At 43.4% G+C, this 15,841-nt stretch carries 8 protein-coding genes; 6 read left to right on the forward strand and 2 right to left on the reverse strand.

What is annotated here, in order from left to right:
• Positions 1-196 precede the first annotated feature (196 nt).
• Together PHR02_RS04125 and PHR02_RS04130 are read left to right on the forward strand one after the other, a co-directional pair.
• Complete coding sequence (locus tag PHR02_RS04125; protein WP_299989340.1) at positions 197-844, forward strand: ferritin family protein; 648 nt, start codon at positions 197-199, stop codon at positions 842-844.
• A 33-nt stretch (positions 845-877) separates the two neighbouring features.
• Entirely contained in the window at positions 878-1,033 is a 156-nt protein-coding gene (locus PHR02_RS04130) for a hypothetical protein (RefSeq protein WP_299989343.1), read from the forward strand.
• A 2-nt stretch (positions 1,034-1,035) separates the two neighbouring features.
• On the opposite strand, the gene PHR02_RS04135 is transcribed toward PHR02_RS04130, so the two are convergent.
• The gene (locus tag PHR02_RS04135; protein WP_299989346.1) at positions 1,036-1,920 is read right to left on the reverse strand and encodes a rhodanese-like domain-containing protein; all 885 of its coding nucleotides are present in this window, start codon (positions 1,918-1,920) and stop codon (positions 1,036-1,038) included.
• A 146-nt stretch (positions 1,921-2,066) separates the two neighbouring features.
• Between PHR02_RS04135 and PHR02_RS04140 the strand changes: the two genes are divergently transcribed.
• From PHR02_RS04140 to PHR02_RS04155, 4 genes are read left to right on the forward strand one after another with little or no spacing between them, the layout of a single operon-like run.
• Positions 2,067-3,275 carry a TolC family protein gene (locus PHR02_RS04140; RefSeq protein WP_299989349.1) on the forward strand — a complete coding sequence of 403 codons (1,209 nt, stop codon included), beginning with the start codon at positions 2,067-2,069 and terminating at the stop codon, positions 3,273-3,275.
• Positions 3,272-4,492: an efflux RND transporter periplasmic adaptor subunit gene (locus tag PHR02_RS04145; protein WP_299989352.1), complete on the forward strand. Its 1,221-nt coding sequence runs from the start codon at positions 3,272-3,274 to the stop codon at positions 4,490-4,492. Before PHR02_RS04140 ends, PHR02_RS04145 begins: the two co-directional genes overlap by 4 nt.
• Complete coding sequence (locus PHR02_RS04150) at positions 4,489-5,184, forward strand: ABC transporter ATP-binding protein (RefSeq protein WP_299989355.1); 696 nt, start codon at positions 4,489-4,491, stop codon at positions 5,182-5,184. Before PHR02_RS04145 ends, PHR02_RS04150 begins: the two co-directional genes overlap by 4 nt.
• Positions 5,181-6,392: an ABC transporter permease gene (locus PHR02_RS04155; RefSeq protein WP_299989357.1), complete on the forward strand. Its 1,212-nt coding sequence runs from the start codon at positions 5,181-5,183 to the stop codon at positions 6,390-6,392. The genes PHR02_RS04150 and PHR02_RS04155 overlap by 4 nt, the downstream gene beginning before the upstream one ends.
• Before the next feature lie 54 nt (positions 6,393-6,446).
• On the opposite strand, the gene PHR02_RS04160 is transcribed toward PHR02_RS04155, so the two are convergent.
• On the reverse strand, positions 6,447-15,841 hold a 9,395-nt coding region (locus PHR02_RS04160; RefSeq protein ID WP_299989360.1), incomplete at its 5' end, for a hypothetical protein.

Genomic DNA, 15,841 nt, shown 5'->3' on the forward strand with positions numbered 1-15,841 from the left:
TAAGGTTCTCCGTTGTTTATCTAAAGCTAATATAAATAGTTTTTTATTTTGATTAGCATTATTAAAATATTTCAACATGATAGTAGTTATCAACTTAATATAATCTTAGTAATGATAATGTTTATCGTTTAATCATCTCTTTTCGTTTCCCCTTTTTCTGCTATGATTTGCTTAATCACTATTTTGAGGAGCCACTATGCGTCAATACGAAACTTACCATTGCAATACGTGCGGAAATGAAGTCGAAGTGCAAAACGTCGGAGGGGGAACTCTCGTCTGCTGCGGACATGAGATGGAGATGACTACTAAAAGCCTCACTTCCGTCAACCTGATGAAAGCATTTGCAGGTGAGAGTATGGCGCGGAACAAATACGAGCTGTTTGCCGACATCGCGCATGATGAAGGGTGGCACGCGGTTGAGCGCCATTTTCGCGAAGCAGCACATAACGAGATGTACCACGCCCGTGCCGAGTATAAAGCGTATCATAAACTAATCCACGGCTGTGACGTCGATGCGACTGCCGCCAATCTCGATAGCGCAATGGGTGGAGAGAACTATGAACACACGGTGATGTACCCAAACTTTGCCGAAATCGCTACCGCCGAAGGGCATAAAGAGTTAGCACGGCTTTTTACTGCCATAGGTAAAGTCGAAGTAGAACACGAACGCGAATACGCCGCCCTCAAAGAGGCATTGATCGCCGATGGTTTCTTTGCCAGTGGAGAGGATGAGATTTGGGTGTGCGAAGTATGCGGACATATCCACCGAGGAAAAAAACCACCTGTTGCCTGCCCTCTATGTAAAGCAGGACGTGAGTATTTTAAACGGGAACATTTAGATTAATTTTATCCCCTTTTTGGGGATGCGGAGATTATCATGAATACACTATGCAAACTCAAAAAAAATAAATTGGCAACCGATTTCAAAAAAATCATCAAGATTGTCAGTAAACCAAAATTTATCTGTGAGAAATGTGCGCGGGTCGCCAAAGATAAAAAATATCTCTGTAGCCCGCTTGCTCTCAAAAAGTAAACTTATTTTTTAAACATCTCGTAGCGGTATTGGCTCATCGGGGTATCGTCATGGTTACCCCACTCTTTCATCGACGCATCGTACAATCGGACGTTTTTATATCCGAGGACTCCGCTGAGGACGAAATAGTTAAACGACGTCTCCAATCCCCCCGTACAATAAACCAACACTTCTTTGTTTTTGTCGAGGCTGTATCCCTCTTTAAAAACACTCTCTAACATAGTTTTAGGTTTTAGCATATACTCTTTATCGACCGAATAGTTCCATGAGTAGCTCATACCGCCTTTGATATGACCGTTACGTTTGACGGTTGGGGTCGGGGTGACGCCTAAATACATATCACTCGGACGTGCATCGATCATCGGGAGTTTACCGAGGTGATTTTTCACGTAGGTGATGTCAGCGATTTTAGCGGAGTCGATTGACGCTTTAAACGCGGTCGGTTTGATCGTCGGTTCCGCTTGGGTGAGTTCTAATTTGCCGTTTTTCCATGTCTTGAGACCTCCATCGAGCAACGCCACGTTTTTAATTCCGTGATAGTTAAGTGCCCAATAGATGTATGAGGTTTTTAAGACATCTTTAGGATCGTTAATCGGGGCATAAAGGACAACATCGGTTGTTGAATCGATACCCAAAGCACTGATCTCTTTTTCAATATCAGCAACCGGACGGATCGAAAGAAAGGTACCATTATCAAAACGCCATTTGGCTATCGTAGTATGTGCGGCATTCGGGATATGCTCTAATCCGTACAAATCCCCCTCGGAGACTTCAATGATACGAAGATTGGTATCGTTTTTATGTTCATTCAGCCATTGTGCAGTAACGATAGGTTCAATTGCGAGAAGTGATACGGCTGCACTGATGAGGGCAACAAAAATTTTCATAATTTCCCTTTGGTAATAATTTTGTCAATCATAGAAGTTTTTCACTTAAAGGATAATTTTTTTCCTTTATTAACTTTTTTTATACCATTAAAATTTCATTCACACCATTTACTTTTTTGTTACCGAAAAAAGAATACTATGATGAGATGAAAAAAAGATATATAGCTACACTCCCTTTACTTCTCATGACTAACCTCTGTGGCAGTGATAATGCACTCCTCTCTGGCGAAAAACAAGAGTTATTACGCCAACAAAAAGAGATATATGAGTTCGAGCATGAAAAACTCCGCACGAACTGGATCGCACCGCTGAATCTCAATGCGTCGTACAGTTATGACAAAAGCGCACAGGGTGATTATCACAGTGACACCGAAAATCTCTCCGCGTCCATCTCTCAGGACATCTTTCGCTCCGGTGGGATCATGTATCAAATCGCTTACGCCGATGCCAAAAAACAAAGTGAGTCCATAGCCTACCAACAACAAATAGCGGCGTTGAATCAACAGTTGTTTCTCGCCCTCCTCACGTACCAAAAAAACAGTGTATTGCTGGAACAAAGTCAAAAACGTCTCGATAACAAAGAGATCGAAATCTTTATCAAACGTCAACTCTACGATGCCGGAAAAGTCGATATTACCGAGTTAAACAATGCATTTATGGGAAAAAGCAATGAGCTTAAAACTCTCATTTCCCTCAAATACGCCCTCAGTGAACAGCGTTTTGAGATTGCTAAAATCAGCGACATTACCCCGGATACGTTTCCGATTCCCCGATTTGAGATGATCGCTAAAGAGCAGTACCTCTCAGGTCAATTTGATTTACAATACGCACAAGCGCAAAGCGATACCCTCAAAAACCTCTCCGAGGTAACGGCTACCAACTATCTCCCCTCCATCGCACTTAACGCAGATGTCGGATATCGTAACTACGATCCCAAAGAACTCAGCGGAGCCTACAATGGCAATTACTATAGCGCAGGGTTTCAGCTCACCATGCCACTGGTCTATAACGCCTCAGCGACAATCCAAGAAGCACAAGCAACCTATCTCAAAGAAGCGGCTAAAACTGCCGATAAAAAAAGAGAACTGAATGCCCAATATGCTCAAGTGCTTGAGAAAATTCAAAGCTACCGAGACACTATCTCTATTACCTCTAAAAACCTCCTCCTCTACGATGAACTGATCCGTGTACTCCAAGCCGGAGTCAATGCCGGAACCAAAACGGGATACGATCTACAAACCCTTAAAAACACCAAAACGATCGAAGAGCTGGAGATTAAGATCAATGAGATCAATATCCAAATCGAGTTCGCTAAACTCCATTTTGCACTTCACCCTTCCAAGGAAAATTTATGAATCAATCTACCGAATCGATCGAACAAACCCTCGGGCTCAATGCTCCGAAAAAATCACCGCTGAAAAAGTATCTCCTCATAGGGGGGATCACTCTACTACTTATTGGTGGGGGATGGTTTTGGATGCAAAGCTCTTCATCGACTAAAACTGAATATCTCACCGCACCTGCGCAGATCAAAGAGCTCACCACTACCGTATCGGCGACGGGGAATTTAGAACCGACAAATACCATCGATGTGGGGATCGAAGTTTCCGGAACCATTACCGACGTGCTAGTCGATTATAACGATCATGTCAAAGCGGGCCAAATATTAGCACGGTTGGATACGACTAAACTGATCTCCCAAGTAACCAGCTCAAAAGCCTCCCTCTTGCGCTATAAGGCCAATATTTCCGCCGCCAAAGCCTCACTCTCCAATGCCCAAAACGAGTATGAGCGGATCCATAAAATGTACAAAGAGACCGGAGGAAACTACCCCTCTAAAAAAGAGGTGGATGAAGCGGGTAACGCCCTCCTCACCGCCAAAGCAGGTTTAGAAGCGGCGATCGCTCAATCCGCCCAAGCCAGTGCAGAACTCGAAGCCCATGAGGATAACCTCCGAAAAGCAATCGTCGTCTCACCGGTAGAGGGGATAATTTTAGAGCGCAAAGTAGAACCGGGGCAAACCGTCGTTGCCTCGATGCAAACTCCTGTTTTGTTCAAAATGGCAAAAAGTCTCGATACAATGAAAGTCCTAGTCAGTGTGGATGAAGCCGACATCGGCGAAGTAAAAGAGAAGCAAAAGGTAACCTTCAATGTCGATGCTTATCCTAATGAGCAGTTTAAAGGGATCATCACGCAACTGCGATTGAACTCTCAAATGGTCAATGGTGTAGTAACCTACGATGCCGTTGTCGAAGTGCCCAATAGTGATCTAAAACTCCGTCCGGGGATGACGGCAACGGCACAGATCATCACCGGTGTTTTAGCAAATACTCTCGTCGTCCCCAATGCAGCGCTCCGTTTCACCCCTCCAAAATCAAAAGAGGAGAAAGCAAACACCTCTCAAGAGACGAGCAAATTAAACGAAAAATCGGTATGGATTCTCAAAGAGAAAAAACCCTCATCCATCAGTGTCAAAGTGGGTAAAAGCGACGGAATCTCAACCGCCATTACCTCACCGAACCTCAAAGCGGGTGATAAGGTTATCATCGGTGTCAAAGAGAATAGTGAATGAGTACGCACACCTCTAGCGTCATTAGCTTTAGCAATGTTACCAAATCTTATGGAGAGGGTGAAGCAACGGCGTATGCTCTGCGCGGTGTTGATTTAGAGATAGTACGCGGTGAATTCGTAGCCATCATGGGACCCAGCGGATCAGGGAAATCGACGGCAATGAACATCATCGGATGTCTCGATACCCCATCACAGGGAGAATACCTATTTGAGGGGGTAGATGTCGGGAGCCTCTCCAGAGATCAGCGAGCACTCTTGCGTCGTAACTACATCGGATTTATCTTTCAAGGGTTCAATCTGCTAGGAAAAACCTCAGCCGTTGAAAATGTCGAACTTCCACTGCTGTATCGGGGGATAGATGCCCAAACTCGCAGAGCTAAAGCACTCGAAGCTCTCAAAAGTGTCGGATTGGAGCACGTCGCCCACCACACCCCCGGTGAGCTCTCAGGAGGACAGCAGCAGCGTGTCGCTATCGCCCGTGCGATCGTCACCGATCCTCTCATCCTCCTCGCCGATGAACCTACCGGAAATCTCGACAGTGCCAAAAGTATCGAAGTGATGGAGCTGTTGCAATCGTTTAATCGTGATAAAGGGATCACCATCATCATGGTCACCCATGAGGATGATATGGCAGCGTACTCAGAGCGAACCATCCGTTTTCGTGATGGGCTCATAGACAAGGCTCACTCATGATTTGGAATGCTTTTCTCCTCGCTCTACGTGAAATACGTCGCAGTGCAATGCGCTCTATCCTCACAACGCTTGGGATCGTGATCGGGGTCGCTTCGGTTATCGCGATGGTGATGCTCGGCGATGCCACCACCGCCTATGTCTCGAACAGTATTTCCAAACTCGGTACCAACATGCTCATCCTCCGTCCGGGACAGGACCGCAAAGGGCCGCGAAGTGAAGATAGCACCGCTAAACGGTTCAGCCACGACGATCTCCAAGCCATTCACCGTGAAATCACCGATATACGAGGCGCTGCACCGATAGGCTCCAAAGGGGTTCAAGCGGTCTACGGAAACCAAAACTACTCCACGACAATCGATGGAAGTGATAACGACTATTTCGCCGTCAAAGATTGGATGTTTGAATCAGGACGGATGTTCGCTCCCGCAGAACTTCAAGCAGGAAAATCGGTCTGTGTTATCGGGGAAACGGTACGGAGCGAACTCTTCGGCGATCAAGACCCCCTCGGTGCCTCTATACGTTTAGGGACATTTTCATGTCAAGTGATCGGATTACTTAAATCCAAAGGTGCGTCCATGTTCGGAATGGATCAGGATGATATTATCGTCGTTCCCATCCGACTGCTACAGCGACGGGTCAGCGGCAATCAAGAGATCTCGATGATTCTGGTCTCTGCCTCTTCACCTGCGGTGATCGAAAATGTCAAATCTTCCCTCACTGCCCTCTTCCAAGAGCGCCGCCGCATCAAACTCGGCGAAGAGGATGATTTCAGTGTCCGTGATATGCGGGAGATGGTTCAAACGCTTACCTCCACCACCAAAATGCTTACCCTCCTCCTCGGAGCCGTCGCGACTATCAGTCTCCTCGTCGGAGGGATCGGGATTATGAACATTATGCTCGTCTCGGTCACCGAACGTACTCGTGAAATCGGAATCCGCCTCGCCATCGGAGCACTGGAGAGGGAGGTTCTGCTACAGTTTTTAGTCGAGGCAATCGTCCTATCCTCACTCGGTGGGGTGATTGGAGTACTCTTGGGATTAGGCTTTGGAGTCGGGATCAGTTTTTTCTTTGATCTGCCGTTGGTATTTAACACCTCGATAGTCATTATTGCGTTTTTATTCTCTACCCTCGTTGGGGTCGTATTTGGCTATTTCCCAGCCCGTAAAGCGGCTAGACTTAACCCAATTGATGCTCTGCGGTATGAATAGATAGAAGAATTTTATAGAGAAGGGAAAGCGGGAGTTCCCGCTTTTGTAAAGAAGTTAGCCGTAGATGAAATCAGCTACAGTAATGTTGGTTGCTTCAACACCTAAAAGAGTAATAGTGTCATTCGTACCGGTGGCTAATGTAATGAGTGTATTATCTCCTACTTGTGCAATAGAAGTAATATAGGTGCTGAAATCACCGCCACTCAAGGCATCACCCGCAGTACCACTGGTGCCACTGAGTGCAATTTTATCTTTAGTATCGGCAAAATTATAAACTTTGTCAGCACCGCTCATTCCATCAGCGCTGCTAAAGACAAAAATATCATTGCCGGCAGATCCGTACAATGTATCGGCACCTTTACCCCCGATAAGTGTTATCCCTGATGTACCAGCAGTAAATGTCATTGTCGATGCATTGATAGTCACCCCGGTTTCAACAAGCGACGCATCTACTTTAGTTAATCCTGATACTTTTGCTTTTGCACCTAAAGTAACCACTTGACCTGCAAAATTTCCAATTTTAAGCGTTTCGACACCGGTGACTTTTGTAAAATCAGTATCGATAATGGTTGCTTTATCGGTGATTTCTATCACATCACTACCACCTGCTCCCGTAACCGTATCTGCCAAATCAAACGTTGCATTTTTAAATTTGAACGTATCGGCACCCGCACCACCTATCAACGTCATCGTTTTATTGGTTGTCATAGCGTTATTAATCGTCACACTTCCTGCAGCCGACCCATCAACTTTCAAAATACCCGCAGCAGTTGCTTTAACACCGAGTTCTACCGTTTGTGCAGCATCTGTCGAAGCTAATTTAATATTCTCTGTTGTTTTAATAAGGGTAAACTGAGTATCTGCCAGTGTAACGGCATCAGTCATCCAAAGCGTATCACTGCCTAAGTTTCCAATCACTGAATCACTTGCATCCAAATCTGCCATTGCAAATTTGAATATATCATCACCGGCACCACCATCAATCGTATCGTTACCGGTACCCGAAGTGATTGTATCGTTACCTGCGCCAGTGACGATATTATCGTTTCCTGCACCCGATTCGATTGTATCATTGCCGCCACCGGAGGTAATTACATCATCTCCAGCACCTGTTTTGATCGTATCTGCACCACCACCTGATGTAACCGTCAAATCTATTGAGGCATATACGCTGGCATCGAGCGTCAATGCGGTCGTGGTCAATTTAGAGCCATCAATCGTATCGATTTTTGCTTTATCTTCAGCATTGGTTGTACCAAGAGTAAGATTATATGCGGCACCTACATTCAAAACTATTTTTTCAACATCAGTAATACCGGCAAAAGCACTATCCACCAAAGTAGTCGCTCCTGAAAGTTGTAAAATATCCGTTCCAACTCCTCCGACGATCGTATCACTTCCGTTCAGATCGCTACCTTTCATAACAAACGTGTCTGCTGCCGAGCCACCGTTAAGGGTCAAATTAGCACTACCCATAGCTGCAGTATCAATTTTCATCGCATTAGTCAATGATGATGCTTCAACCGTTCTGATCCCTGCAGCAGTTGCCCAGATACCTAAAGTGACTATTTGTCCGGCAAAATTATTAACTTTTAGAGTCTCTACACCCGTTGTTTTTTTGAAATCAGTATCAATGATGGTTGCTTTGTCCGTAATTTCAACAACATCGTTTCCACCTGCGCCAGTAACCGTATCCGCCAAATCTAATGTTGCATTTTTAAATTTGAACGTATCGGCACCCGCCCCACCGATAAATGTCATTGCTTTATTGGTAGTCATAGCGTTATCAATTGTCACACTTCCGGTAAGTGAAGCATCCACCTTAATGATTCCAGCCGTAGTTGCTTTAGCTCCAATTGTTACCGATTGTGTTGCATCAGTAGAGTTTAGCTTGACGACTTCAACCCCTTTTACTTTTGTAAATTGGTTATCATCAATCGCTGCAGCATCTGTAATACTTAGAGTATCCTCTCCAAGTCCACCATCGATCGTTGAAGCGTAGGTTGACGATAGATTCGCATTGGTGATGGACATTGTGTCAGCTCCAGCCCCTGCTATAATATTATGATCTTGGTCACCCATTACAAGTGTCTCATCTCCAGCACCTCCATTAAAAGTAACCGTTTTGGTCATTCCAGAAATATCATATGTCGAAGCGTTACCGGCAACAGAAAGTTTTGCATCAATGGTGCGTTGTGTTTGCAATGTACTTGCGAATGCTTCTGATGTTTGTGCGGATAGAGTCGCACTGTTATTGCCGACAGCAAATTTGATCACTTCGACATTGGTGACATTGGTAAGAGCCGCATCTAAAACGGTACCGGCATTTGTAAATTGGAGAGTATCCAAGGTAGTACCTGTACCAAGATTAATCGTATCAGCAGAAGTTAATGACCCTATAGCAACCGTTACCGTATCAGCATACGTTCCGGTTGTCACATTATCGGCTTGAGCACCCAATTGAACCGTAACCCCTTTCAACATGCCTGAGCTATCGATGGTATTTGCTGCCGTTGTTTCACTCAAATCAACGGTAGTAATCCCTGCTGCAAGTGCTTTAGCTCCTAATGTTACCGAACCACCGGTAGAGAGTTTAAGTACCTCGACCCCTGTGATTTTACTAGTTCCGAAATTGATATCGAAAATGGTCGCTGCGTCAGCGATTTTGATTGTATCTGCCCCTGTCCCGGCTGTAATGGTGTGTGTACCGTCAAACTGCATATCATTGAGGACAATCGTTTCATTTCCTGCCCCTGATTTGAATACAATCGTTTTGGCTTGAGCATACCCATCAAGATTATAAACAGAGTTATCTCCGCTGAGAGAAGCCAATGCATCCAAAGTTGCTGTACTAAATTTTGCTGCTGCAATTGCCCCTAAAGTGACTGTATTATCACCTTTAGCAAATTTTAATGAAGCAAATCCTGAGATATTAGCAAAATGGCTATCAAGAACCGTTCCACCTTCGATATAACTCAAGGTTGTAAGTGCCATGTCAGTAGCATTTGCCGTTACAGCACTGTTGGCTTGAGAAGCATCAACCGTTAAGATTCCTGCTTTTTTTGCAAGTGCTCCAAATACTGCACTACCGCCATCACTTGCGAATTTAAATATTTCTACAGCAGTTGTTTTACCAAAATCATCATCCACAACATTAGCAGTTGTCATCATTTCTAATGTATCTATACCGGTAGATCCAGCGATGGTTGTTAAATTCGTTCCAACATCAGAATCAAATGCTTCGTATGCAAGTCGGAACGTATCATTAACTGTTCCTCCTTTAAAAGTACCACCTTGTTTGTTACTCAAAATACTCAACGAACCTGTATACCCTGCTGTATTCAATATCACATTAATAGGATCAATATCCCATAAATCGATCGTCGTAATTCCTGCAGCTTTAGCATATGTCCCAAGTGAAATCGTTTGGTTAGCAACATTTGTGGTCAATTTAATAACTTCTACCCCTTTAACCCCTGTAAACATTGTGTCAGTTATCGATGCAGCATCGGTAATTAAAAGGGTGTCCGTCCCGCTAGAATCAATAATTTTATCGTTTTGTGTCAAATTGAAACTCGAGAATGCATAGTTATCATTTCCACTGCCTCCGACTAAAATATCATTTCCGCTTCCAGCAGTAATGGTATCGTTACCACTGCCTCCATAAATAGAGATATTGCCAGTAAATGCACTGCCATTGACGGTTAATGCAGAACTAGAGTCTTGTCCTTGAATCGTTGTTATCCCTGCAATGAGTGCTTTCTCTGTTAATGTAACTGAATTGACACCATTAGCTAGTTTAATGGTTTCAATCGATGTCAACCCTTCAAACTGGGTATCTCCGATTGCACCGGCAGTCGTAAATTCTACTATATCGATACCCGCTTCTCCATCAATATTATCCATTACATCTAAATTAGCAATTGATACTTTGATCGTATCGTTTCCGATTCCTCCGGTGAGAGTATCATTTCCTCCGCCAATACTGATGATATCATTTCCGGCTCCGCCGGAGATTGTATCGTTATAAACTCCACTGTTGGTTGTTATTGTATCAATTCCTGCACCACCTGTAACATTGAGACCACTCGCCATTGTAGATGTTACTGTCGTTGCATAAGTTGTCGATACAACTTTGGATAAATCGACAGTCGTAATCCCTTTTGCTAGGGCATTAGCACCTAAAATAACCGATTGTGCAGAATAATTACTTAAAGCAAGGATTTCAAAATCTGCATTAGCATCAAAATCACCAATAAAGGCATCGTTTATAATGGCTAAATCAGAGAACAAAAGGGTGTCGTTTCCGTCTCCCGCTTTTAAGACATCATTGCTGTCTAAAAATGCCTTACGAACAACAAACGTATCATCCCCTGCTCCCGATTGGATATTGAAATTTTGATTGACCGTCATCGCAGCTGTATTTATCGAGACTGAATTTGTTCCTGTTAATCCTGCTGCATTGATATTGACAATTCCTTTGGCTTGGGCTTTTACCCCCAATACAAGTGACTGTGATGCAAAATCGTTTAATTTGATCGTTTCAATTCCATTGATATTTGACCAAGCCGCATCGATAAGATTAGCGCCATCGGTGATCTCAAGAATATCCGTTCCAAGACCGCCATCAATTTTATCATTTGCATCAAATCCAACACTGGCTATTTTGATCGTATCATTACCATCTCCGGCAGTAATTACATTAGTACCTTTAGATGCCAAAAGGGTATCATTTCCACTTCCCCCTATAATATTCAACGCAATCGTTGCTTCAGAAGCATTTACCGTTACACCGGATGTGACCAATGAAGCATCAACAGTTTTAAGCCCTACCCCTGTCACAGAAGCTTTTACTCCTACCGAGATCGTTTGTGAAGCGAAATCACCCACTTTAAGTGTTTCGAGATTGGTGATACCGGTAAAATCATCATCCACAACTGTTGCTGCATCGATAATATGTAAAATATCGGTTCCTGCTCCTCCGTCAAAATTATCAAAAGAGGTTAAATCAGACGATTGTAATTGAATGGTATCATTACCTAATCCACCTAGAATCGTATCATTTGAGGTACCAAGTTTAAAGATATCGTTACCTGCACCCCCTTTGAGTGTGACAGAACTACTCATCGTTGAGGTATCGATCGTAACACCGAATGTTGTTGTCGTTACCCCTGTTGCATCTACCGAATTAACACCTGCCAACCGTCCATTAGTACCTAAAGTAACCACTTGAGACCCAAAGTTGGAAAGTTTGAGAGTTTCAATGCCACTGATATTAGTAAAATCAGCATCGATAATCTCATTGGCACCAACTGAAGCTGTGGTGACAAGTAGTATATCACTTCCTAATCCACCACTGATCGAATCTGCAGATGTCAAATTTGCCGCTGCTATTTTAATAGTATCGGCTCCACTGCCTGCACTCACTGTGGAGACACCGCTTCCTAGAGTAATCGTATCATCATTCAAAGATGTCTTAATTTCGACATTTCCGATCATCAATGACGTATCGATGATGGCTTTATTCGTTCCAGTTAGCGCTGAAGCATCAACGGTTACGATCCCCGCTGCATCAGCTTTAGCTCCAAGAGTCACGTTGGAAGTTCCCAAGATATCACTGACTTTCAAAGTCTCGACATTGGTTACTGCACTGAATTTAACATCGGTAATGGTTGCTAAATCGGTAATCAGGATCGTATCAGTTCCGCTTCCTCCATCAATCACATCCCCTGTAAATGCCGCAGTTTTTATCTCAATGGTATCATCACCGCCTCCCGCTTCGATCGTATCAACGGCTGTCGTAAATCCAGCTTTAATCGTATCATTCCCTGAACCGGTTTTGACACTCATACCACTCATCGCAGTAACATCAACACTTACCGCATTAGCACCGGAGAGAGATGTTGCATCGATCGTTTTTAATCCAGCAACTTTTGCTTTTGCACCTACAACGACCGATTGGGCATCAAAATCGGAGAGTTTCAACGTTTCTAAGGCACTTACAAGAGTGAAATCATTATCTTCAACTGCATTTGCACCACTTGAAGCTGATGCAATATGGATGGTATCGATCCCTACGCCGGCTTGAATCGTATCGTCTGCTGTAAAATCCACGGCTCTCATTTTAACCGTATCATCCCCTTTACCACCGATCACACTTATAATCTTATCCACAGTCGCCGTAGAGAAATCAGTAGTTGAACGATTCCCTGCAGTTAGCAACGAAGCATCTATACTCAATATTCCATTGCCTAACGCTACATCCCCAAGTACAATCGTCTGACGGTCAAAATCAGAAAGTCTTATCCCCTCAACATTACTCACATTGGTAAAACTCGCATCCGCTAATGAGACCGAATCAGTAAACATAAGAGTATCATCGGTACTAGCACCACCATCAATCTCATCATCAAGTGTAAATTGGGCACCGGAAACTTTGATGGTATCATTACCCTCTCCGGTAGAAATCGTGTCTTTACCTTTACCCATAGTTACAGTATCGTATCCGGTTCCGGTAGTAATCGTCATGTCGTTCGTCATCAAAGAGGCATCGATCACTGCTTTTTTAGCGGTTGCACTACTTGCACCATTTAAAGCAGAAGCATCAATCTCATTCAGCCCGCTGTTTTTTGCATACAATCCCAACGTAACCGTTTTATCTTTGGTGTTATCGAGCAATACCATTTTTTCAACGCCGGAAACCTTGGTAAACATTTCATCAGTTATACTTAGCGCTTCAGCTACATTGAGAGTATCACTGTCTGCACCCAAATTAATGGTATCGTCTTTGGTCCAAGAGGTATTATTGATCGTTAATACATCATCACCCTCACCCAAGACATAACTATCAACGCCCTTACCGGCCGTAACACTCTCATCTCCTGCACCGCCAATAATATTCATTGATGTTGTAAAGCCTGAAACATCTATTGTTACTGTTTTCGTAGTAGCAACCAATGAAGTATCGATTGTATTCAGCCCACTAGTCATAGCTGTCGTTGCCGTAGAGAGGTCGATAGTATGTCCGGTTACATCGGCAACTTTTAATACTTCGATTCCACTAATATGGGTTCCGAAAAATGTACTGTCGATACTTTGAGCGGTTGTATCGGTCAATTCCAACGTATCTTTACCCACTCCCCCTTTAATAGAATCAGTATTGTCGATATCTGATACAGCACCAAATTGGATCAAATCATCGCCTGATCCGGAATCAATCGTATAGATTGATCCGCTTCCGGCGATAATCGTATCATTGCCATTTCCGGTTTTGATTGTTAAATCTGTAACCATAGCTGTTGCATCGACGGTTACTTTATTGGTACCGATCAATGCCGTGGCATCGATAGTCGTCAATGCCGCATCGGCTTTCAGAGTCAATGCCTGATCTGCCGCATTTGATAGTTTATACGTTTCAATGTTGCTTACACCACCTAAAATGGCATTGTCCGTAATCGAAATCGCAGAGGTAAATTCTAAAACGTCATTATCCGCTTCACCATTTATTAAATCAGTCGCACTCAAACGATCGCCTGCAATACGGATCGTATCATCACCGGCTCCCGTTTTAATATCATCACTAGTACCGCTTCCCATTACAACGGTATCACTTCCACCTTTGGTTGCTACTGTAAAATCAGTAGTCATTGCTGAGAGGTCTAAGCGGATTTTTGCCGTGGTAACATCTGTAGTATCAATACTGGTAATACCCGCTGCAATAGCATTGGTTCCTAATGTATAATCTTGATCTGCATTGGCAAGCTTCAAGATTTCAATACTGGTTTTATTAACAAACACATCATCATAGACAATTCCGGTCCCTTTTAGAGAAAGAATATCATCTCCGTCTCCTCCGGTAATCGTATCATTGGCACTCAAATGTCCTGCCTTCATCTCGATCGTATCGGCGGCACTTCCTCCTACAACAGTAATACCCATTCCAATATCAGACTGAGCCTCCCATTTCACCGTTAATGCCGATGTAGAAGACGAACCATCAACACTATAAACAGCTGCTGTATAAGCTAAATCACCTAAGGTTACACTATTAGCACCATTTGAAAGAATGATTTTTTCTAAACCGGTTACCTGCGTAAAATCAGAATCCACCAACGTCGCCGCTTGGAGCATTTCTAGCGTATCGACACCACTACCAAATTTAATCAAATCTGCAGAATCTAAACGTAAATTCTTTGCTTTTAGGATGTCATCACCTGCGCCTAGATCAACACTATCATTTCCTGATCCAAGGGTAAGAATATCAGCACCACCGACCGTATTTAAGATAAGATCGTTAGCCATAAGATCTGCATCAATCGTAACTTTATCTCCGGCGTTCAAATTTGTTTTTGCATCAATCGTTAAGTCTGAACTATATGCATTTAAGGTAAGAAGTTGATCATTACCAACGGCTAGTTTAATTTTTTCGACACTGCTTAACCCACTGAAAATATCGCCATCTGTGCTGCTGATAGTAGTAGTAAATTCAAGTGTATCCGTATTGGTACCGCCATTGATTACATCATTTACTGTAAGATGAGCTGATTTAATTTTAATGATATCAGCACCAGCACTTCCGGTCAACGTATAATCGCCATCAACAGCAGCCGTCGAAAAATCAAATGTTGTGGCATACCCTCCGTTCGTATTACCACTAGCATCAATTGTCGTTATCCCTGCTTCTTTAGCCTCTGCCGAAAATGTTACCACATTAGCACCGGCAGTGTTCGTCACTTTTAAGGTTTTAATATCAGTAACATTTGTAAATGCAACATCATTTATTGTATTCGTACCCGATAAAGCAACAATTTCGAGAATATCATCACCATTGCCGCCATCAACAACATCTCCACTGGTTAGTTCACCGGATTTAAAACGGATTAAATCATTACCTGTACCGGTTGTAATGGTCATATTTGCAGATGACATCGCAATCGTATCAATGGTGACAACATTGGATATTGCTGCTGCATCAATGGTATCAATAGTGGCTTGACTAGCTTCAGTACCCAAAACAATACTTTGCGCCACGTCTTGAGAGAGTTTTAATATTTTAATATTCGTGACACTTGTAAAATCAGTATCCACTAGATCATCTGCTGTCGTAATCTCTAGGGTATTATTACCGCCTCCACCATTAATACTATCTGCTGAAGTAAGGTACGTCCCTTTGGTTTTGATCGTGTCATTACCTGCACCCGTAGTGATACTCATCGTTTTATCTGAAGTCATCCCTTGGATATCGATGGTTACTGCATTCGCTGATGTAACTACTGCCGCCGCATTAATCGTAACGATCCCTGCTGCTGTCCCCTCTGTTCCTAAAATAACGCTTTGTGCCGCATCTTGAGAAAGTTTGAGTGTCTCAATAAGGCTAACCCCCGTAAAATCACCATCTGTTAACGTATCTGCAGTTGTAATCTCTAAGGTATCGGTTCCCGCTCCACCAT

It is taken from the genome of Sulfuricurvum sp. (assembly GCF_028688295.1).
GTDB lineage: Bacteria > Campylobacterota > Campylobacteria > Campylobacterales > Sulfurimonadaceae > Sulfuricurvum.